19 protein-coding genes are annotated in these 23,019 nt (G+C 25.3%); 9 read left to right on the top strand and 10 right to left on the bottom strand.

Annotated elements, in window-relative coordinates:
* Positions 1 to 6: 6 nt before the first annotated feature.
* The 6 genes from rsgA to EXC60_RS06625 are packed head-to-tail and all read right to left on the bottom strand — an operon-like array spanning position 7 to position 4,517.
* Positions 7 to 849: a ribosome small subunit-dependent GTPase A gene (rsgA, locus tag EXC60_RS02285; RefSeq protein WP_024544314.1), complete on the bottom strand. Its 843-nt coding sequence runs from the start codon at positions 847 to 849 to the stop codon at positions 7 to 9.
* Positions 850 to 852: 3 nt separating this feature from the next.
* Positions 853 to 1,854, bottom strand: coding sequence for a serine/threonine-protein kinase (locus EXC60_RS02280; RefSeq protein ID WP_024544315.1), 1,002 nt, complete (start codon positions 1,852 to 1,854; stop codon positions 853 to 855).
* 1 nt (position 1,855) lies between these two features.
* The gene (locus tag EXC60_RS06630) at positions 1,856 to 2,638 is read right to left on the bottom strand and encodes a PP2C family protein-serine/threonine phosphatase (protein WP_169720119.1); all 783 of its coding nucleotides are present in this window, start codon (positions 2,636 to 2,638) and stop codon (positions 1,856 to 1,858) included.
* Positions 2,601 to 3,245 carry a guanylate kinase gene (gene gmk / locus EXC60_RS02270; RefSeq protein WP_024544317.1) on the bottom strand — a complete coding sequence of 215 codons (645 nt, stop codon included), beginning with the start codon at positions 3,243 to 3,245 and terminating at the stop codon, positions 2,601 to 2,603. The genes EXC60_RS06630 and gmk overlap by 38 nt, the downstream gene beginning before the upstream one ends.
* Before the next feature lie 18 nt (positions 3,246 to 3,263).
* On the bottom strand, positions 3,264 to 3,812 hold the full coding sequence (gene rsmD / locus EXC60_RS02265; protein WP_024544318.1) for a 16S rRNA (guanine(966)-N(2))-methyltransferase RsmD: 549 nt from the start codon (positions 3,810 to 3,812) through the stop codon (positions 3,264 to 3,266).
* 3 nt (positions 3,813 to 3,815) lie between these two features.
* A complete protein-coding gene (locus EXC60_RS06625) occupies positions 3,816 to 4,517 on the bottom strand; it encodes a hypothetical protein (RefSeq protein WP_156909649.1) in 702 nt (233 codons plus the stop codon).
* Positions 4,518 to 4,680: 163 nt separating this feature from the next.
* Here EXC60_RS06625 and EXC60_RS06620 point away from each other — a divergent pair, with 163 nt between their 5' ends.
* From EXC60_RS06620 to EXC60_RS02235, 5 genes are all read left to right on the top strand, one after another.
* On the top strand, positions 4,681 to 5,427 hold the full coding sequence (locus EXC60_RS06620; protein WP_024544320.1) for a hypothetical protein: 747 nt from the start codon (positions 4,681 to 4,683) through the stop codon (positions 5,425 to 5,427).
* Positions 5,428 to 5,476: 49 nt separating this feature from the next.
* Entirely contained in the window at positions 5,477 to 7,360 is a 1,884-nt protein-coding gene (locus EXC60_RS06615) for an MYPU_1760 family metalloprotease (RefSeq protein ID WP_024544321.1), read from the top strand.
* 16 nt (positions 7,361 to 7,376) lie between these two features.
* The gene (locus EXC60_RS02245; RefSeq protein ID WP_024544322.1) at positions 7,377 to 8,342 is read left to right on the top strand and encodes an ABC transporter permease subunit; all 966 of its coding nucleotides are present in this window, start codon (positions 7,377 to 7,379) and stop codon (positions 8,340 to 8,342) included.
* On the top strand, positions 8,324 to 9,496 hold the full coding sequence (locus EXC60_RS06610; protein WP_024544323.1) for an ABC transporter permease subunit: 1,173 nt from the start codon (positions 8,324 to 8,326) through the stop codon (positions 9,494 to 9,496). Before EXC60_RS02245 ends, EXC60_RS06610 begins: the two co-directional genes overlap by 19 nt.
* Positions 9,497 to 9,587: 91 nt before the next feature.
* Positions 9,588 to 9,938, top strand: coding sequence for a type II toxin-antitoxin system RnlB family antitoxin (locus EXC60_RS02235; RefSeq protein WP_024544324.1), 351 nt, complete (start codon positions 9,588 to 9,590; stop codon positions 9,936 to 9,938).
* Here the strand turns inward: EXC60_RS02235 and EXC60_RS02230 are convergent.
* Complete coding sequence (locus EXC60_RS02230; protein WP_129619912.1) at positions 9,935 to 13,678, bottom strand: lipoprotein 17-related variable surface protein; 3,744 nt, start codon at positions 13,676 to 13,678, stop codon at positions 9,935 to 9,937. The genes EXC60_RS02235 and EXC60_RS02230 overlap by 4 nt on opposite strands.
* Positions 13,679 to 13,790: 112 nt before the next feature.
* Here EXC60_RS02230 and EXC60_RS06605 point away from each other — a divergent pair, with 112 nt between their 5' ends.
* Both EXC60_RS06605 and EXC60_RS02220 read left to right on the top strand, forming a co-directional pair.
* Positions 13,791 to 15,497 (top strand): ABC transporter permease, encoded by a 1,707-nt coding sequence (locus tag EXC60_RS06605; protein WP_024544239.1) that lies wholly within the window; start codon positions 13,791 to 13,793, stop codon positions 15,495 to 15,497.
* Positions 15,497 to 16,417 carry an ABC transporter ATP-binding protein gene (locus tag EXC60_RS02220; protein WP_024544238.1) on the top strand — a complete coding sequence of 307 codons (921 nt, stop codon included), beginning with the start codon at positions 15,497 to 15,499 and terminating at the stop codon, positions 16,415 to 16,417. Before EXC60_RS06605 ends, EXC60_RS02220 begins: the two co-directional genes overlap by 1 nt.
* Positions 16,418 to 16,434: 17 nt before the next feature.
* On the opposite strand, the gene EXC60_RS06600 is transcribed toward EXC60_RS02220, so the two are convergent.
* The 3 genes from EXC60_RS06600 to EXC60_RS02205 are packed head-to-tail and all read right to left on the bottom strand — an operon-like array spanning position 16,435 to position 19,348.
* On the bottom strand, positions 16,435 to 17,463 hold the full coding sequence (locus EXC60_RS06600; protein ID WP_024544237.1) for an HxHSH motif-containing lipoprotein: 1,029 nt from the start codon (positions 17,461 to 17,463) through the stop codon (positions 16,435 to 16,437).
* A gap of 1 nt (position 17,464) precedes the next feature.
* Positions 17,465 to 19,024 carry an MAG3240 family lipoprotein gene (locus EXC60_RS06595; RefSeq protein ID WP_425349722.1) on the bottom strand — a complete coding sequence of 520 codons (1,560 nt, stop codon included), beginning with the start codon at positions 19,022 to 19,024 and terminating at the stop codon, positions 17,465 to 17,467.
* 3 nt (positions 19,025 to 19,027) lie between these two features.
* Positions 19,028 to 19,348: a hypothetical protein gene (locus tag EXC60_RS02205; RefSeq protein WP_129619910.1), complete on the bottom strand. Its 321-nt coding sequence runs from the start codon at positions 19,346 to 19,348 to the stop codon at positions 19,028 to 19,030.
* 104 nt (positions 19,349 to 19,452) lie between these two features.
* Between EXC60_RS02205 and EXC60_RS06590 the strand changes: the two genes are divergently transcribed.
* Both EXC60_RS06590 and EXC60_RS06585 read left to right on the top strand, forming a co-directional pair.
* Positions 19,453 to 20,505, top strand: a complete 1,053-nt coding sequence (locus tag EXC60_RS06590) for a hypothetical protein (protein ID WP_024544235.1) — start codon at positions 19,453 to 19,455, stop codon at positions 20,503 to 20,505.
* The gene (locus tag EXC60_RS06585; RefSeq protein WP_024544234.1) at positions 20,472 to 23,018 is read left to right on the top strand and encodes an OppA family ABC transporter substrate-binding lipoprotein; all 2,547 of its coding nucleotides are present in this window, start codon (positions 20,472 to 20,474) and stop codon (positions 23,016 to 23,018) included. Before EXC60_RS06590 ends, EXC60_RS06585 begins: the two co-directional genes overlap by 34 nt.
* Position 23,019 lies beyond the last annotated feature (1 nt).

Below are 23,019 nucleotides of genomic sequence, written 5' to 3'. Positions count from 1 at the left end.
TTACTCCTAAAGTGAAGTTAATCTTTCTAAGAAACTAATGTAATTTTTATATCTTTCAGCATTAATTTCCCCACTAGCAACACGTCTTTTTACTTCACAGTCTTGTTCTGATTCATGATAATGTTTACAAGTTCTAAATTTACAATATTTTGAGGCTTCTCTAAAGTTTTTAAATGCAGTTGGAAGTTCTTTAATTGTTAGGTCAAATTCTATTGATGAGAACCCAGGAGTGTCAATAATTTCTCCACCATTAAAATCAATTAAACTAACTTCTCTAGTTGTATGTTTTCCTCTATTTAATGCAAAAGAAATTTGTTGAGTTTTGAAGTTTGTTTTTGCTAAATAATTAATTAATGTTGTCTTACCAACTCCAGTTTGTCCAACAAAAAAACTTGTTTTATTCTTAAACAAATCACTAAGTCCATCAAAATCAGTATTTTCTTTATAGTTTATTTCAAAAACTTTGTAACCCTGATTTTTGTAAAAATCTATTTTTGAACCTGATGTAAGATCTTTTTTAGTTAAAACAATAATTGGCTCAACATCTTTATTTTCAATAATAATCAAGAATTTATCGATTAAAAGTGAACTAAACTCAGGTTCAACTAATGACATTACAACAATTGCTTGATCAACATTTGCAATTTTAGGACGAATAAAGAAATTTTTACGTCCTAAAATTCTATGAATTAACTCGTCTTTTTCAAATTCAACATAATCACCAACAATCGGTTTAATGTCTAAAAGTCTAAGTTTTCCGCCACCTCTAACGCGATAAATTTTTTGATCAGCAAAATTTTTAACATCATAAAAACCCGCAACAGATTTAACAATTTTCCCAGTTTCCATATTCTACAACTTTCCTTTGACTCAAAGTATCGTCAATGTAATTGCAACAGATAATAAAACTATAAAGATAACAATCAAACTAATTGCGACAGGTTTACTATTAAGTCATTCTTTAAATGATTTTTTCTTAGGTTTATCAACTGAAATTTTATCTTCAGCAGCACGATTTTGATTTAGACATGTGTTTAAATCTTCATATAAATCTAAAGCAGAAGCATATCTATTTTCGACTTTTTTTGCCGTACATTTTAAAATAATATTTTCAACAGATTGTGGAATTGTCACATTAACTCCTTCTAATGGAGGAAGTTCTTTGTTAATGTGTTGCAATGCAATTGTATTATGATCTCCACCTGTAAATGGTAAATGTCCTGAAAGCATTTCATATAACATAATACCTAATGAATAAATATCACTTTGAGGTGAAGGTTGATGCGATTTTGCAACAAGTTCAGGTGCAACATATTGAACTGATCCTACTAATTTGTTTGTTTGCGTTACTCTTGTTGTATCTTCACCAACTGAAATTCCGAAGTCAATTAATTTAACAGTATTATTCTTATCGAACAAAACATTACTTGGTTTTAAATCACGATGAACCACATCAGCTTCATGAATATCAATAAGCCCACGACAAATTTCTTTCGCAATATTAATAGCTTCATCAACTTCTAATTTATTCTTACGTTGCAGTAGTTTTTTAAGATCTTGTCCTTCTAAATACTCCATTGCAATATAACTTTCTTTTGGTGATACAAAACTACCAAATATTTCAACAACATTTGGCCCTTTAATTTTTTTCATCACTTCAACTTCATTTTTAAAACGATGATAAATTGTGGGAAATTTTGTTTGGTCATTACATACTAAAATTTTAATTGCATACCTTTTGCCAGTTTTTTTAAAAACGGCAGAATAAACAACTCCAAACCCACCATTTCCTAAGTGCTTGAAGTTTTCAAAATGTTTATTTAAATTAGGATATTTAGAAAGATCGATCGCCATATTATATCTCCACCAAAACTATTGACATATTGTCATTTGACATATTCTTTTTTGCAAAATTAATCAAACTATCTGCTTTTTCTTCTAATGATAAGCTTTTTGATTGAATAGTTCGTTCAAACAAAGGTTTTTCAACTCAATCATGAAGTCCATCACTTGTTAAAATCACATATTGAGCATTAGATTCTTTGTTATACACATTACCATTAGGGGTCATAACCTTATTAGGGCCTAAACAACTGGTTAATTTATTAGCTCAAGGATGATGCATTGCTTCATGTGGTTTCATACCTTCATTAATTAATTGATTTTGAACATTTTGATCTTCAGTAACTTGATATAACAGTCCATTATAGATATAAGTTCTTGAATCACCAATGTTAAATACATAAATGTGTTTTTCAGAAGGATATATTAAAGCAGCAGTTAGGGTTGTCCCCATATCTGCAAAAGTTGGATCATCAAAAGCAACCTTTTGTAATGCTTTTTTTATTACTGCTAATGCATCATTAAATCAAGCATTAATTGTTTTTTTGTCTTTATAATCAATATTTACTGGAAAATTGTTATTAAAATAAGTTTCAAAAGCGTCCAAAGTTACAGAGGCAGCTTTTGCCCCTCCATAATGTCCGCCCATACCATCACATAAAATAGCTAAAACTCATTTGCCTTTAACAACAACTCCAACTCGATCTTGATTTTCGGGCCTTACTAAACCTTTGTCAGACTTAAAACAATATTCCATATTATGCCTTTCTGCCTGCTTCTTGATTTTGTTGGTCATTATCTTCTAAAATATGAGCAAATTCTTTTTTAATAATTGCTTCAATTTCGCTAACAGTTTGATCAACATCATTATTAATAACAATGTATTCAAATAAGTTTGATTGTCCAATTTCTTCTTTAGCTTTTGCTAAACGTTTCTCGATAACACTTTTTGATTCGGTGTTTCTTCCAATAATACGATGCTCTAATTCTTTAAATGAAGGTGGCATTAAAAAAATTGAAACAATTTCGTCTTCCTTTTTATGAGCTTTATATTTGCTAATAATTTGTGCTGCTCCATTAGTTTCAATTTCTAAAAATGGAATTCTTTTTTGAGCAATAATACGGTCAATTTCTGAATATAAAGTTCCATAATAATTATCAAAATGAAGTGAGTATTCAATTAATTTATTATCAGCTAAACAAGCATCAAAAGTATCTTGTGAAACAAAATAATAATGAACACCATCAATTTCACCTTCACGAGGATGACGAGTGGTGACTGAAACAGAAAGTTTAAGTTTTAAATCTTTATTTTCAAATAATCTTTTTTCGATAGTACCTTTTCCAACACCAGAAGGCCCAGTAAAAATTATTAGTTTTCTATCTTTTTTACTTTCACTCATAATTTTCCTTTCATTTTTTTAGATATTTACATATCTTAAATAGTAAATATAAATTTTACCATACTTTTTAAGTTTAAAAGTTTCATAACCCAATGCAAAAAAGTCTAAAGTAGCTAAATTTGTTTCAATTAATATAGTTCCATTAGCGTTTAAAATGTTCTTATTTTTGATTAAAATTAAACATTCACTTAATATATTTGAAATTTTATAGGGCGGGTCTAAATAAATATAGTCAAACTTCTCATCGCAATTATTCAAATATGAAATTGCATCAATGTTGTAGGTTTGCAAATTTTTCTCTTTAAGCAAGGTTTTATTTTGATTTAGAATCTTAAAAACCTCACTATCTTTTTCAATAGCAACTGCATTTAATGCATTGCGTGATAATGCTTCTAAACAAAAACTTCCACTTCCAGAAAATAAGTCTAAAAATCTTTTATTTTCAATATCGAATTGAATACTTGAAAAGATAGCTTCTCTTGCTCTATCAACTGTTGGTCTTGTTGTTTTTGCACTAGGTTGCAAAATCAATCTTGAACGGTATTTTCCTGCAATAATTCTTAGCATAATTTAAGCTTTCTTAAAACCAGTAATTTTCTTAATAAATTTAGGTCCAACACCATATCCGACATCATGTCTATTTATAATAGGTTCATAAATACTTCTATCAATATGATTTTTGTCAGTGTGAAAAAATTGAAAACTATAATAAAGTGCATTTTCTTCTTGAAATCTTTGAATAATACTATATCTAATTTCTCATTTCGTTGGATTATACAATTTGCCTAAAATACTTTTAATATCGGCAAAAGTTGCCTTAAACATTTTTTGAAAGAAAGCATTTTCTTTAAAAATTTCTTCAAAAGACTTTCTTCCAGGTTTATGATAAATTCCATTACCTAAAAGTTCATTACTAAAGATTTTTTGCATTTCATTATACATTTCTTGATTAGTGTAATTTTTACCTTCATCAGTTAATGAAATCTCAGTTGTGTCACGAATTTTAAGCAGTTGATCTTTTGAAATGTTAAATCCATTTTCAAAATCGCCTTCTAATTCATTACCATTATTATTTTTAGAAATTGGGGGGTAGTCAAAATGTGCGTTTCAATAATTCTCGTTATAAGGCTTTGTTTTACCTTTATTAATGTCTTTGTCTCATAAAGGTCTATTTTTAGGTAAACAAGAAATTGAAACTATAGGCATTATTAAAATTCCACCCAATGTAGTTAATGCAATTAATTTGTGTTTCAATCTCTTTGCTTTAAACATATAAATATTATAAAACAAATATTTTTAAAGAAGTGTGAACCTCAAAATTACAATTTTTATGCATTTTCAGTTATATTTTTTTGATACATTTTTCATAAAATTAACAATTTTTATGCACTTATACTATAATATAATTTGTAAATTCAAAAAAATGGAGATGAATATGAAACATAAAAAAATATTTACAAGTTTAATTGCTGGTGCTAGTGTTTTATCATTTGCACCTATTGCATTAATAGCTAGTTCATGCAATGATCCTAAAAAACCAAGCGAATTTAAAGGTGAAACAAAATTAGGTGTAAAAATATCTGATGTAGCTTCAAAAGCTAAAGATGTTGAAGCAAAAACTGTTGTTGAAGAACTTAAAAAAGCACAACAAGAAAAAGGCTGAGATCAAGTTTTGAAAGTGTTTGAAAAATATGGCATTCAATATGATATGTCTCAAGCACCTGAAAAAGCAAAATATTCAATTGCAGATAGTACACACTCACATGAAGATGAAGGTATGTTACATTTAGGAATAACTCAAACCGTTGGAGAAGAATCAAAAACTGCATTGTGATCAATTTTTGGATTTAAAAAAGAAAAAATTGCAGAATCATATACAATTGGAAATTACAAAATTTATAGTAAATCTTCAAAATCTGATGTAGACCCACAAGATGTTTTAAAAGAATTAAAAGATGCTTATGGAAAAGGCTTCGATGAATTTTTAAAGAAATTACAAGAATATGTAAAAGTTGAAAAAATTGATAACAATGATACTTCAAAATTTGAATTTGACTTTGAAGCTGCTGAAGTTCATGGACATGAAGGTCAAATTCACTTTGAAAAAACTTTTGTTGTTAAGGGAACAGAAAAAACTCCTGCTGAAGAATATGTTTTACAAGGTCTAAAAAAGAGTCACTAAAAATTAAATTATATATATAATATATAAACTAAAAATAGGAGACTTTAAGATGAAGAAACTACTAAAACAAAGTTTAAATAAAAAAATAGGACTATTTGCTTTAGGTTCTTCATTTTTTATTTTAGGAGCGCCTTTAGTTTTATCTTCTTGTTGACTTACAGATTGACTTAATAAAAATAATAATAGCAATAACAAAGGTAATGCTGAAAACCATAACCCTATTTATTACAACCAAAGATATGATCTAACTACAAAACAAAAAAATCCAAATTATAAAGTTGGTGAACTTACTTTTGTAGAATATCCTTATGCTAAAAAATCTGATGGAACTTATTTATATTTTTTTGGTAGTCAAGGATTAAAACAATTGTCACAAAAGTTTTTGGAAAAAGCTAATTTTGGTCCAGAAATTACTGAAATAAAAGAAGTAACTATCAATAAAAATTATGATAAAACAATTGATACTAACCAATTAAATGGTTTTTATACTCCTCATAATAATGAAATTGCACTATTTACCAAGCACATTGTTGCTAATGGTACAAGATATGTTGATTGAAGTTATGAAACAATTGATAAAAAAGTTAATATGGTTTTGCCTACTCTAATTCATGAATATACTCATCATATTGCAAACATTTATAATAATTCAGGTAAAAAAACTGATTTAAATTACTATTCACCAAATGATGAAAATGGTCTAGTCTATAAAATGAAAAATAGTTTAGGTCAAATTGATGATAGAGTTGCAGAAAACTATACTAACAATAAAAAGTTTGTTGATGAATTTAGAGAAGCTTTAAATTACAAACATCATACAACCTATGATGAAAAACTTCTTGCAAACAGTGACCTATTTGATAATAACAATGTTTTTAGAACAATAAGCTCCTGAGAATTATTTGAGTGAGCAAATATCAAAGACACTAAAATTAATCCAATAACTTTTAGCAAATTTGCGAACAACTTTGATTTTCAAAATTACACTTGAAATAATAGATATTCCCCATTGCAATTTCAAGGTCGCGTTAGTTTAAATAGAGTTGAATATTTATATTCTTTTGAAGAATTAATACCACGTGAATTTTTAAAAATGACATATAATCCAGATGTTGAAGGTATAAGCCTTTCGGGTGAAAATACTTTGTGATTTTATGATGCATGATCAAAACCATATGTTTCCGCTTATGGGGAAGATATTATAAGAAATGGTATACGTTATATTGTTTCGCCAAATTGAGTTTTTGATACACAATTAAAGATGTTTAAAAATGCTAATGGTGAAATACCATTTAGTAATTTAGTGAAATACCAAAACCTAAAAAAATTATTCAAAGCATATGTGGATTTAATGGGTTATGGTCTGCCAATTAGTTATATGGGCAATTCAAAAACCTTAGCACTCGATAATAATGTTGCCACTGATTTAAAATCAACTAATTTTGGTGGTTATTTAAAATCCTCTCAAGTTGATATGTCAAATCAACAATATCTAAGAATAGGAAATAAAGACTATAAAATTAGCATTTTTAAAAATAACTTTGTTGCAAAACCTGAGTATGTTAATTACACTATTTCAAAATCTAATATGTTTAACCCACATTCTTTATTAGGTTATGAAAATTATGAATATTCTTACATCACTGAACCAATACAAACTTCAACAGTTTTTCAAAATTATTTTGGTTCAAAATTTGATGTTAAATTATGAACTGATAAAAACAATAATAAACAATTTGATGTAGGTGAGGAAGTTTCACAATTTAATAATGTTAAAAACTACACAAGATTAAATGAAATTAAACGTTCAATTATTAATTTAAGAAAATATCTTGAAACTAATTCTGTAAGTGAAGGACTTAACCGTTCTTATAAATTAGATCTTACAAGTGATGATGGAATAAATTACAAATATAAATTAATGAAATACTAAAATTTAAGTGAGAGTAATGAAAGCAAAAATCAAATATATTTTTATTCGTTTAGCAATATATTTAGCAATTTTTATTGTCGCTACTTTACTTATCTTTTTTATAGTTAATTTACTACTACAAAATCAAATCAAGAAAACATTGGCTGTATATTCTCAAATTGAATTTAATTTAGGTTTAAGGTTTTTACATTGACTTTCTCGCTTTTTTACAGCTAATGGCAAAATCTATAGTTCTGAACTAAATGTTACAAATTCTTCAATTTCTGGTTTATTTTTTAACCAATTCAAAATAACTTTATTGTTTACTGGACTAATTTATATTTTCTCAATCATTTTAGGAAATGTATTAGGTGTTGTTGCAGGTTATAAATTTTCTAAAGCACCTGATATTACAATTAATATCATTGTTTCATTTTTTGCAGCATTACCTTTAATTATTATTGCTATTATTGCATTAAGTACAGCAAGTTTATTTGGTTATCCTTCGCAATATTTAAGAGAATATTCTTTTGCCTCATTATTTGTTCCAATTATGGTAACCTCTTTTGGAACCATTTCTTTATTTTTTGTTCGTGCTAGAAAAACAACAAAAGAAGTAATTACAAGCAATTACTATATTTTTGCAAAAAGTTTAGGTTATAATAAATCTCAATTAATTAGAAAAATATTAATCAAACAACTTTTAATTAATCAATTACAAGCAATTATTCCTTTTTATATTATCTTGCTATCAACTTCAATTGTTATTGAAAGAATTTTTTCAATTCCTGGTCAAAGTATCTTTTTATCATATGCATTTAAAAATGCAGAAATTGATTTAATTATGTTTTTCTTTATGTTTAGCTTGCTTGTTTTACTAATCTCAAAATTTGTTTTAGCAACACTATTAGATTACATAAACCCAATGCAAAAATCTAGTTATTTTAATGATTTTGCATTTATTAAACCTAGAAAGGAGAAAAAATGGAAAATAGCAAATTAAATGATAATTTATTTAAGTTTGTTAAAGTTAAACCAAAGCCATCTTCTCTAACAAATGAAACAACTGAAAAAAAGCTATTTTGAAAGCGTTTTTTTGAAAAAAAATCAAACATTTTTTCTTTAGTTTTCTTCCTAATAATTGCCTTTGGAATTATTTTTGCATTATTTTTTATTAAATATTCTCCAACAAAACCTATTTCAAATTTTTCTTATACAAATAATTTACCTTCGCAATATTCACAAATTGTTAAAAGAACATTCGAAAAAGGTGCTGAACTAGATTTTATTCGTGAAATTGCTAGACTAGAAAAAATTAGAGCAAACTATTTAGGACAAGCGCCAATTTTTGAAATCTTATACGATTCAGCTTTTGACTCTGGTGGTGAACTCACTACAACAACTGATATTGTTATTTTATATTACAACCCATATGATTTAATTAAAGCAATTAACATTAACAACAATTTAAACATAACAACATCTAAATTTATTTTAGGAACTAATAATTTTGGAGTTGATATTTATTCAAGAATTTTTAGCTCAATTATTTTTACAATTCTTATTATTTTTGCTGCATTAGTAATTAACATTTTTGTTGGTTTTAGTTTAGCTGCGCTTACTACATTAAATGAAAATAAATGATATGCAAAAATCATTGATAGCATAAGTAGCATCATTCACTCTTTACCTGAAATTATTTGAATATTTTTATTATGTATTTTTATGGGTACAAATTGATGAGCATTACTACTATCATTTGTTTTAATTTCATGAACATCATTTTATGAAGTTTCAAAAAATGAAATTAAAGAACTATCAAATTCTGAATTTATTATTGCTTTAAATTCAATCGGATTAAGCAAAATACAAATTACTTATAAACATTTATTTAATTTAATATTGCCTTCACATTTAGTTTTGCTAAGTGATAGATTTTCAATCAATATGTTAATTGTTTCATCATTAGTTTTCTTAGAGCTAATTGTTTCATCAAGCAATTTAAACATCGGAACTATTTTAAAAGAAGCAATTAGTATGACTAAAACCAATGTTTCTTATATAGTGATTTTTGCTTCTATAGTAATTCTATTTACTTTATCATTAAAATTATTTAGTGTTTCATTATCTATAACTTATAACCCTCAAATTAAATAATTTGATAACTTATGGTTTCTCATATGTTTACCATTTTACAAAAATGTTAAATAGAAAAATAATTCACATTCACATAAAAGGAGGAATAGTTATGACTAGAAAATATTTAATAACAAAATTAATAAAAAATTATTTCGATTCAATTGTAACTTTGCTAGACTATGATACGCAGATGACAAATCAACTAAAAAAAATAACCATTCTTTCAAAAAAGAATGGAAAAGTTTTAATAGATGCTCTTTTGTATTCGGGATTAGATCAATATAGATTTATTGAAATGAATATAGATGAAAATGGAAAAATTATAACAGATAAATACAATTATGTTATCTTAGATCAAGCTCTTGAAAAAACTGCAAATGATATAATCAAAAAACATCCTATTCAATTAAAAAATTCTATATTAACACAGTCTCAAATTGATCAAATTTTAAATAACTAAACTGCTTTTGCGACATCACTTGCAATTTTTACAACATTATATAAAATCTCATTTTTAATAAATTCTGAATAAACATCTATAGTTCTAAGTACAGGTGCTAATAATTTTTTGCCTTGTTCTATGATGTTTTTCTTTTGACTATCAGATAAAGTTGAATCACTTGAAACTAAATTAGAAAGTTTTTTTCTATACTTGTCAGTATTAAAAATTTTTCATCAACCATTACGAAAAATTAATCAAATATATCCGCCTCTTGCATCAGAGTCATTTTTTAAATCATCTTGAACAGTAAATTTAGGTTTCCCTACAACATCATCTCCATTAAAAACTCAATCTCAAGGCATTTCTGATAAATATTTAGCAGCAAAATTGGTTGTTTTTAACGTATTTTCAGAAAGTTTTTCTTTAATCTCTTTTAATTTTTCATCATTTTCAATCTTTTCTTTAACAAGATTGTCAACTAACTCATGTACTGTGCTTCCAAAATATTTAAAAGTATTTGTAACAAAAGGTCTTATATTGTTATAACGTACAACGTGTTGCGTAATATACAATCAAAATCCAATTGAACCAGTATCATCTTTACGATGTTCATATCCTCAATTAATGCATGCAATATACAAATGCATTAAATCATTAAGTCTAGTAAATGCTAAATTTAAGTGTGACTCAAAAACTTCATCTACTTTAGGATTATCTATCCCAAAAACTGAGTAATAAGGTTTTGTTGATTGTTTTGCGGTTTTAACAATTTTAGTTAGCATTTCACCCAATAAAAACTCTTTGATTTTTGAAGTTGCTTTATCTCTAATAACGGGTAAAAATTTATCTTTAGATGATAACATTAATTCATCAACTCTCTTCTTATATTTTTCAATAAAAACTTTACTTAACTCTTCAAGTTTTGAATCAATCTTGCTTTCGGTTTTTCAAAAATATAGAATCGGATTAGTTTTGCTTTCACTTCTGGCGCTTTTAAGTCTCATATTAGCACTAGATAAATGTCAAGTTACATTTAGTCTACCTTTATTGTCATCAAATTCTTTGTTTTCAACAACCGGTTTTTCAGTGTTAATATCAAAACCTTCTCCACTTCATGTAAACATTGAATCTGTTACATCTGAAGGAAACATATTTTTATCATTAATTTTTGGATCATTCATATTTTGAAAGACTCTTTCTAATCTTTCGGTTTCTTTTTTCAAATCTTGTTGATAAAGTTTATAAGATTGTTCAGTTCTAAACCCTGCTAGCGTGTATTCTTTAGTTTCCCCAGTTAAAACATTGTCTCCATATTTAACAACATATTTGATTTTAAAAGTCACTTTTCCGTTTTCATTATCTTTAGAACTAAAAACATATTCATATGAAACAAATTGATTTTTTAAAGTAAATTTGTTTTTTAATTCATTGATTTGATTATCTAAATTATTAAATTCAATCATCTGATTTGCCAATTTATGATCCATATCTTTTGCAAAAGTTTGTTCATATTTTTCAAGCTCAGACTCTTTTTTATTAACAGAAATATTATTTTGTCAAGATTCAATAAAATTAGTCCATAAATGTTTTGACAAATCAAAAATGATTTCTTTTTCAATTGATTTATTGCTTCTATCAATAAATCTTAGTTTTATTTTCATAAAATAAGAGTTATTTTCCTCATATACCTTAATCGTGTTTAAATCGGTAATTTCAATTTGACTTTTATCAACACCTAAATCTAATAAATCGAGTAATTTATTTTTATCAATAACTTCTTTAAGTTTAATTTTTTCGATAAATAATTTTTTAAATGATTTTAAATCATATGCTTTAACACTTTGTTTAATTTTAGGAACTAGATTATTAATTTTGTTGTTCAATTCCCTAGTTTTTGCATTCATTAAACTATATGTTTTCATTTGAACATCTGATTTTAGATTTTCAAATTTTTGAGAGACAAATCAATATTTTAAAGTTAGTTTGCCTTCATCATCATTTGCATCTATTTCATATTCAAGTTTTAAATCTTTAAGTAATGATTTATTTTTATCCAACATAAGTTTGTTGTTTTTTAATTCTGAAGGTAGACTATTTTCTTTGTTTTCAAAGTTTGAAAAATTAAGGTTCGATTGATCACTAACAAGTTGATTAATTCTCGCTTTTTCTTCATTAAATAAATGATTTTCTAAATTACTAAACCCATTGATTGTCATAACAAATTGACTTGAGAATATCTTTTTTCCATTATGCATTTTAGAAAGATAATAAATAATATCAATTGTTCCTAAAGCATCATTTTTTTGAAATGATTTATGTAATGTATAAGTTGAGTTATCAATCCCATTTAATGTTTCTTTAATATTTTCATCAGTAACTTTTGAAGGTAAAGTTACAGCTTTGTCAACATTTCTTACATCAAATGTAACTTTAGTTTTAGCTAAATTATCCAATTCGGATTTTACTGTTTGAAAGTCAGGTTCGCTTGTTGCATTTGTATTTTGAAAATTATTTAAAGTAACTGTCTTTTCTTCGCTTGTTACTTCTTTGTCATTTAATTCTTTAATTTTTGTTTTTAATCTAAAAGTAACATCAACTGTTCCTTCTGGGTCGTTTTGTTTGGAAATGTTTGTGATTTCTAAAGATATATTATTGTCATATGTAGTTTCAAACATCTCTTTTGTAACTTGAGAAGGTAATAATGAACTTTGGTTTTGGTCTTTTTTAATTTGAAGATTTTTTAAACTGTTTTGGTATGTATTTAATCTACCTTTAGTTTTACTAATTAAAAACTGTTCATAAGTTAAAAATCCATCATATTCCTTGATAATTTCTTCACTTTGTTCATCAAATTCCAAACTTTTTAAATGATACTTAACAACTAATTTACCTAAAATGTCATCATGCGAATAATGAGTTATTAATTCAAATTTTGTATGATCATAATTACTAAATGTTGCAAGATTATTTTTTGTTAAAAAGCTCGAAGCTAAATTTTTAGTCTTTTCTTCATTAGCAATATTTAATTGCATAGTGACTTTTTTTAATTCAGAACTCAAAATATTTCCATATGTGTTAAAACCTAAAATTGTTTTAGTAATTACTTTTGATTCAATGAACTGATCAGTTTTTTTGTAGTAATAAATTAAATAATAGCTAACTGCTAAAGTTCCAGTTTTGTCATTAGCAACAATTTCTTTTAGACGATATAAAAAATCTTTATTATTAGTCTTTGAAAATTCAATGTCTGAATAATTAATTTTTTTTGGTAAAGTTTTTGCTTTGTCAATTGTATCTTTTAATGAAATAGTTGATGATTCTATTTCTTTATCAAGAGATTCTTTTATAGTTGCCTTTTCTTTATCAATTTCATCCTTTTCAATTTGAGGTAAAGTTTTAAACCCAACAATTTGTTTAACAATTGACTGTGAAATCAAAGTTTTAAAACCAACTTTGTAAACTAAACGATAAGTAACTTTTAAAATTCCATCATAATCATTAAATTCTAGTTTTCTAACTTCACCTTGAAATTTTTCATTGTTTTCAAATGCAATATCTTCTTCTTTAAGTTCACTAGCTTTTTTATTTAGATTATCTTTGTTTTTTAGAATAGGATTAGTTTGGTTTACTATCTTATTGAGATTTACTAAATATCTTTGATTTCTTCTATGAATTAAAATAGCAGTTATAGCTCCAATAGCAGCAACTGATAAAACAGAAGCAGTTGTAATTGTTAAAATTTTCGCTACTTTCTTCATAATATTAGCCTTCCGTTAAATACAAATATTTTATTATAAAGTCACTAAAATAGTGTCAACTGCTTATTTTTAGCATTAAAAATGATAAAATTCTTACTAATTAAGGAGAAAAATGAATTACTTTAAACTTAAGGGCAAAATACTCGCTAAAAGCAAGGGTGTTTATATAATGCCTTCAATTTTCTTACTATTAGAAATTGGAATTATTGTTTTATTAGATTTACTAGTTAGTAAAGAATTTATTATTCGAGAAAATTTATTTTTAACAACTATTTTACCAATGACAGCAATAATAACTTGTAGTTTACTTGTTGCATACATAATTTATTTAGTTCAATTACTTTATTATGAGGATAGAAGCAATGGAATTCAATTTCTAATGTATTCTAAACCAATTAGTAGAAGAAAAATCTTTTTTTCTAATTTGCTTGCTATATCAGTTCCAGCATTCATTTTAATGCTTAGTTTTTGAATTTTAAATGCTATTTTATTTGTTACTTTTGTTCCTAAAATTTCACATTTGAATGCATATATTTTTAGTGCTCTTTTATTTGCTATTTTAGTTACTTTAACTTTCTTAAGTTTTACATATTTGATATGTGCCAAAGTAAACAAAAAAATCTTTTCGTTTATTGCTATTACACCTCTTCTATTAAACTCTTTAGTTAGTCTGGTTGTTATTGCTGATAATTTTAACTATCGTAAGAATTTTAATGAAGTATCAAAAAGAATAAACTCAAACCAAATTCTACCTATGCAATTTAATAGTGATGGTTCACTAAATATAAATAATTTAAATTCTGAATGGAATAATCGTAAATTGAAAGACATCCCTTCATTGCAAGAATACAATTCTTATAGTACTAACAGTTTTGTTCCAACACTTGATATTAATAAGAAAGATAAATCACTAATTTGACCTTATTTTTCATGACTTGATTATCAACAACATGCAAAAAATATCAATGAATTGCTTACAAATAGCAACACAACAAATTGAAAATGAAAAACAAAATTTTCTTACACAAAATTAGATAGCAATAAATATATGACGTTTAATGCTAAGAATTATAATGATGAAGATAAGGAATTTGTGTTTTCTCAAATAAATGCTTACAGCAAGAACGAATTTAAAAATAATGTTAAGCAACTAATAAGTAACATTTTAACTAAATCTTCATCATATGCAAATGTTTCTATTATTAAAAATATGTTATTGCAAAGCACTAATTATTTACAAAATATTAATTCTTATAATGATATTTATAACTCAACTGAATTTAAAAAACTTATTCAAGAATCTTGAGAAAAAATTCAACCATTTTTTGCAACTTTTACATCAGAATTTACAGATACTTACAATAAAATAAAAGAATTATTGATTGGTAAATATGGAGAAGCTTTTACTAATAAAACTATTGAGCAAGCAATGTATAACTCACAAATATATCAAAATAATCCTTCAATGATTAACACATTAACACCACACGCTCTTAGCTTATTAATGACTACAAAATACTATAGTTTAAACAAATCAAAATTAAATAAAATTGATATTAAACCTGCTAAATTGCTCGCAAATTCACCTGATGATAAATCTAAAACATATGAATTTAGTGGTAATTTAGCTTTAAAAAATGCTGATAGATTACCATCATTAATTGATTATTCAATTGTAGAAAACACATCAGACTCATTTGTGTCAATGACTAAATATGTTTCATATCCAAATTGAATTTCTATTTTATATTTCATTATTCTTTTAGCAATTATGTTGCCCATTGCTTATAAACTACATGTGAAAGGAAATTTTAAATAATGAGTGATGCTTTAAAATTTGAAAATGTCGGTAAAAATTTTCACAACTTTAATGCTTTAGATGATGTAACTTTTTCAGTAAAAAAAGGGCAATTTCATGCTTTTATTGGCTCAAATGGTGCTGGCAAAACAACACTAATTAGATGTTTATTAGGATTTTATTTAGATTTTGCAGGGAAAATTTCTATTGATAATATTGATAGTAAAGATTTCCATAGTAAGCAAAAAATAGGTTATATTCCTGAGGTTGCAGATTTTCCTAAAATTCTAACAACATATGAATATTTATATCATTTTGCTCTAATTTCAGGCTTATCAAAAAAAGATGCCGTTGCTAAAGTTAATTCTTTGCTTGAAACTTATAATATGAACACTCCAACTTATAAAAATAAAAGTCCATTTTTTATGTCAAGCGGCCAAAAGAAACTCGTTTTACTAATGCAAGCATTATTAAATGACCCTATAATCCTAATTTTAGATGAGCCTGTTGCAAATCTAGACCCACAAAATCGTTTAGAGTTTTATGAAGCTATTAAAAAATTTCATGAGCAAGGAAATACAATCTTTATTTCTTCTCACATTTTATCTGAACTTGAAAAATACATTGATAGTTATACCCAAATTGAAAATGGAAAAATTATTCAAAGCGGTTCTTTAAATGAACATAATGACAAGTTAATTTATAATTGGATTTTTGAATTATCAAGAGCTAATGATGCAACAAAATTTATTGATTTATTAAAGAAGAATAACTTTGAGTTTTCAATTAAAAACGAACAAACTTTTTTATTAAAATTAACATCTGAAAAACACAAAAATGAACTTTTGAATTTAATTATTCAAGATAATATTTCCTTTTCTAAATTTGAAGAATATAAGCAACAACTTGGAGATATTTACTTTGAGAAAAATAAGAAATAAAAAAGCAAATTTGCTCTTTATTTAAGATCTAAATTAGGCAGACCTTGAGATTTTGCTAATTGTTCTAGCAAAATTTTTAAACTATTTAAAATTTCTTGTCCTCTATCTTTAAATTCTTGTTTTGTTAAATCATAATTAGGTGATTTATTATCAAATTCTTTTAATGTTTCTTTTATCTTAGTTCAATTTGTTTTTCAATCAATGTGATTAACATTATCAACAATTTTTGGTTCAGTCTTCTCTTCAAAGTCTTTAGTAAATTCATTCTTTATAAATTCGCCATTTTTGTCTTTTGATTCATAAGTTTCACCCAATTTTTTATGTCATAGTCCCATTTCATGTATTAAATTAATAATTGCATGTGAGTGAGTATGTGAGTTTTTGTTATCTTCAAGATTTTGCTTTTCAATATCTTCTTCTTTTGTAATTTTATTTGGATTAAAAACATACGAGTTTATGAACTTTCATAATGAAATTAACGCACTTTGCAATGTTGCTAAATCAATATCACTGCCTTTTAATCTATCATCAATTGTTTTCAGATACTTAATAAATTCATCACCACTAAAAGCTAAATTAGTGTCTGCTAAAACTGCATCAACATCTTGATAAATTAATTCATATTTATACAAATACATTCCGAATTTTTCATATTCATCTTTATTAGAATTAGCATCAGGAAATCATTTTCTTAAAAAATCCCTAAGTGCTGTTTCATTATCAGCAATTGTTTGTTGGTTTGATAAGTCAACAAGTTTTTTCTTAAATCTAGTTTTATTTTTAATTAATTCATTTCAGATAACTTTATATTTAAAATAATTATCTTTAACATCTTTGAACAATGGCAAAACCAAACGATCATAAATTTCATAGATCTTTTTTGTTGGTTCAGCATTTGCTTTAAAATCTTCTTTTTTCTTTTGGTTATTATTGGGATCATCATTTTTTATGTCTTCATAATCCTCTCTACGACAACTAATCATAGCTAAAGGTAATAAAGCCATTGGGGTTATACCAACTAATAAATTTTTGAATATTTTTTTCATACTATATACCCCCAATCTTTGTATCTTCTATATCAATAACATTCTCAGAAATATTTTTGTCAAAACCCTTAAATCCATTTCAATAAAATGTCACTTCGGCTGCTATTTTTTCATTATCCGATTTGAAATCGAAATCATCATGATCTTCATTATATTTGACAAATTTAAGTTTTAATTTTATTCTACCCGCTTCATAAGGTGTGGGTAATATTTCTACATCAATTCTTTTAATTCCTTTCAAGGGGTTTATTATGCCATCTTCATCATTTAGGGCATAAGACAATAAATAATTATTTATATAAGATGCTAAAACTTTGGTTTGAAAAGAATCAGTGTCTAAATAATGAGCTTCAAAAACGCTTCTTTCATCATTATTTCAATATTTAAAGTCACGCATTTTTTCAACAGCTTTTTTTAGCAAAGGATAAAACGCTTTAGTTTCATGATATTTTTTTGTTTCAGAATTTAGAAAGTCTTTTAGCAAAATTCATTTTGGATGTGAAAGTAAAGTTTTTGTTGTTAAAAAATCTGCCGATACTAAATCTTCATAAGTATTTTTAATAATTTGAGTTTTTAATCTATGTCCATGGTCATCAAAATTAGAACTAAATCAAGAATAATCTTTGAATGAACCATCTTTTTTATGGACTCTAACAATTGCTTTTAATAATTGATTGGTACCAAAATATGGTGTAAACTTAAAATCAATTATTTCATAATAAGCATCAGTATCTTTTTTATTTTCAGGTATGTCGATACTAAATAATTCTTTTTTAAAACTTTGAAATAAATACATTAATCCTTTAGTATTTCAAAATTCTCAATCTGTTGCGCCTTTAATAAACTCATTGATGTTATCAACGATATTCATATATTTTCCACCATTAATTTTTAGCAATGGATTTTCAATATATTCATTAAATAATGGTAAATCACTTTCTCTTATTCCACTTGGACCAACACCAAATTTTTTATCGGTTGCATAACTTCTAAATCCATTAATGTAATATTCAACATCTTTTTTATTATCAGGAAAAATTGATTCATTTTTAAAGTTAATAATATTTTTGATTTTGAATTTTACATATTCAAAGGCATCATCATATGATTTTTGCGTAGTAGCATGTTCTCAATCTATATTAATATCTTTAATATCAACATTGAATTTATTTAAGTATAAAAGTAAAAATGCTTTAAATAATCTTCTTTGCTTAGCATTTTCTGGCAAAAGTCAAGTTTTTGCTTGCATATATTCAGGCAAAAATAAATCTTTTTTTAATATATTCTTGCCATAAGCATTGACCATTCTTCTTGAATTTAAATAAGAATAGTTAATTGACATGTTATAAATTACTCTAAAAATGATTGTCTGCAAATCTTCAAAATAAGGATCACCTTCTCTAATGTAATCGTGTTTATATTTGTTAATTAAAGCTAAAAATCATGTGTCATTAAAGCCATTAGCATCATCAATTTCATCAAATGTATAGTCATTTAAAAAGTTTTTAATATCCGATTTTTCTTTTGAATTTTCAATTATGTATGAATTTGATGAATTTAATTTTTATTTTCAACCACTAGTTAAAGAAAAATCAGGTTTATAAATATGCTTAATGTCTTTGTAAGTTAAGGTAAATTGATTTTTATTTTCATCATACTCAGCACTTTCATAATAAACTCTCTTACCATCTTGCTTAAAATAAAAAATTTTAAATTGATTATGAAAAATTGCAACTTGGTTGCCAGTTAATGTTTTTAAATAACTTCTAGATATTTTATTAATATCTAAATAACTATTTTTATTAACATTACAAGCTATTGCAACTAGGGGTGCAATAGGTAAACTTACAAATAAAATGGAACTATATTTATATTTTTTTGTCATATTTTGCTTTTCTTTTTACATTTTTTATTATAATGTAATTACAAAAAAATTGTAGATTTACTCTACTTTTTACTTTTTGTGGCATATTATGTGAAAGGGAAATAATGTTTTTCAATGCATCAAAATTTGGTAATTTAGAAATAGCAATCTTGGTAAACTTGTTGCTATATTTGTCAATTTTGTTAATAGTACCAATGGTTTTTATGGGCATTATGTCTATTTTTAAAATCAAAGTAACATCTAAAAAATCTATTTATTTATATGCCTTTTCAACTGGAATGTTTTTAATAATAGGTGCTGTTGGTTTTCTAAAAGAAGGATATATTAATTTAGAAAACTGATTACACACCAAAGGCAATAGAGGAGGTCTGCAATATACTGGAGGCAATGTTCTTTTAGAGCAAATTATTATTGCTTCAATTGCTGGACTTGCTGCTTTGTTAGGATTAGGTTCAGTTTTATTAAGTAGATATTTAATTAGCAAAAAAAATAAAACTGAACTTCATGAACATCACGAAGAACATGGTCACTCAGATCATTTAATTTCATTTAACGATATTGATAACCCGAAAGCTGCATGAGTTGCAATTATTATGCTTTTAAGTCATAGAATCATTGATGGACTTGTTTTAGGAATTTCAGTTTATCAAATGACTTCAAGTGAAATCAAAAATCCTAACATTGCTTTAATAGTTACTTTTAATTTACACTTACTTTTAGAAGTTGTTATTACATATTATCGCCAATTACAATATGGTGAAAAGAAGTCGAAAGCAATTTTATTTAATTTTATAACATTGCTTTTGATAGTTCCTATTATGTTTATTGGTGCATTTTTAGGTAAATATATCAACAGAGTCGGATGATTAATGCCTTCATTTGAAATTCTAGGAGGTTCAATTATTATATTTATGGCTGTTATTGAACTTGTACCTGAATTTATTCACTATAGAAATGAAGGACCAAAAGTAATTTATACAACATTAATTATTTTTGCATTTTCAATTGTATTCACACTAATCTTATTGAGTTTTCACTCACATACAAATCCACAAAAAATTATAATTGGTAGTAGAATTAGTTATTTTAGATTCAACAAATCGCTTAGTTTAGAAAGGAATTTATGAAGTATAAGACTTTGAAAAATATTACTTTAATAACTTTACCATCGCTTATTTCGATTGCAATGGTAAGTTGCGGTAATGACTATAATAAGTTGCATGATAATTATGTAACTCACAAAAATAGCCCTAATAAAGCTAATAATTTTTCTTATGCTTATGCAAATTCTTATGATGATACTTTAAAAGAAATTAATCTAGCTACAGGTAGTAAGTTATTAAGAATAGCATCTCAAAATCAACCTGAAATTGATTTTAGAGATAATATTTCCACAAGACCAACCGAACTTTGATACCAATTTGAATACGCTAGCTCAATCAGCGTTTATTATAAATTTCTAAGTGGATATAACCAAGGGGAATACCGTAACAGCAAAATTAAACAAGTAATTTATGAAGACGTAAGTGACGATAAAAAAGATCCTAAATTTTATTATCCTAAGAAAGATAAAGGAAATGGATTTTATAATCCTTATTTATTTGTACCTTCAAGCGATGGTGAATCAATTAATTATCAAGACATTAGCAATGAATATGCAGGATTATTTAATCAATTAAAAGTTGCCACATCGTTTAATATCAAAATGAGAAATGACCAAAATCATTGAATTAATTCAGATGGTCAAATTGTTAAAAAAAACTTAATTCCTTTTGGAGTTAGAGCAATTGATTTCAGGCTTGGTTTAATAAAATCATTTTTTCAAAATAAAGCATTTAGAGATGAATTTATTAAGAAAAATAATTTAACTAACATTAAAGAATTAGAAGATAAATATTATGATTCAAATAATCCTTATTTTAATGGCCCAAATTTACAAGAATTTTTCAAAAACCACCATGTGAACTATGAAAAATTTATTGAAAATTTATTAGCTTTCGATGAAAAGAGTTCTACAAGTAAAGTTAATAGTGACAATTTAGATTTTGAAACAGATGATGGAAAACCACATAATCTTATTGATTTTTTCAAATCATTATTTCTATATTCAAACTACATTGATGCAATTCCATTTGACTATTTAACAAATAAATATGGCAAAGATTTATTTAGTAATGAAGGATTTAAATGATTTTATGAATATGGAAAAACTAACAAAGATAGACTTTATTCTTCATATTACTTTATAAATTCTAATAACCAAAATCAAACAACTTTGTATCGTAATACAAATTATCAAAAAGATGGTGACATCTCATGACAAAACCAAAAACATTTAAATGAAATTGTTTATAACTACAACACAATTCCATTGCCACAAGAAACTTATAATATGCAAATGTTTAATGCATTTAAACAAAATATTATTTCAAAACTTGATGTTTCTAATTTAAATGCCGATCAAAAAGAATACATATTCTCTAATTTCAAAGAATTCAACTTAAACTTTGAAAGGCAATTTGAAAAATATAATTTACACAACAAAATAACATTAAATAATTTGCCAAGCGGTAACACTTTCTATTTCAATGAGGAATTTTCAAAACTATATTATGGAAAAACATTATCGGAACTAAAAAATAAATATCAAGATATTAATTCTTATTTAACAAACATTAACACATTGCAATTTCAAAATTTAATCAATAGGGTAGTTAATGTTTATGGTTTAATCAATTTACAAAATTTAAACAATGAATCATGATTTTCACAAGCTCCAACCGATTTAAACGTTTCATCTTCTAATTTAAACTCAACAAATTACAATGTTTTAAAAGATGCTCAAGAAAATATTAACAAGCAATTTTTATTAAGAAAAAATGCATCTAATTTACTAGAAAAATTTAATACTACAACCCAATTTGATAATAAAAAAATAGCTAATGAATTACAAAACAATGAATTTCAAAAGAAAATTATTACAGCTGATTTTGAAAATATTAAAACTGAACTAAATAAATTGCTTGAAAATATAAGTTCACCTATTGAATGAACTATTCCAATTTTAGGATTTAACTTAAGTGAAAATCAAATTAATGAACTCACAAAAATCGAAAATTTATTTAGCTCGATAAATCCATTACTAAAACCTAAAGTAAAAATTGTTTCTAATTTCGATGAATATAAAGAATACTTTCAATCAAATAAATCAATTTACAAAGAATCAACATTTACACTTTCTGAAAGTTCAACAACTACATTTATTAAAGAAATATTAAAAAAAGACAATTTTCAATTGCTTTCATATATCTTTAATTACTTAAAATTAATTGATAAGTCAACTTTTATTGAATTACAAGCACTCTTAAATGAATTTCAAACCAATTTATTTGGAACTTATAAACAAATTGAAGAAAAAACTTTAACAAGTAACGTGGAAGAAGTCACACAAAATAAAATACTAGATTTATTGTCAAACTATTTAGCTAGTTTAAAAACTACAAATGTAATAAATTTAATTAATGAAATTAACAATTTAATTTCTTATACAATTTCATTAGAAAATTCAGTCTCATTATCAAACTTTACTAAATCAGTTTATCAAAAATTCATTGTAAAACCATTTACTTATGATGGGCTTAGTTATTTGCAAGACATATATTTAAAATAAA

This window comes from Metamycoplasma salivarium (assembly GCF_900660445.2).
Classification (GTDB): domain Bacteria; phylum Bacillota_I; class Bacilli_A; order Mycoplasmatales; family Metamycoplasmataceae; genus Metamycoplasma; species Metamycoplasma salivarium.
The sequence above is the reverse complement of the archived record's forward strand: the minus strand, read 5'-3'. Positions and strand labels throughout refer to the sequence as shown.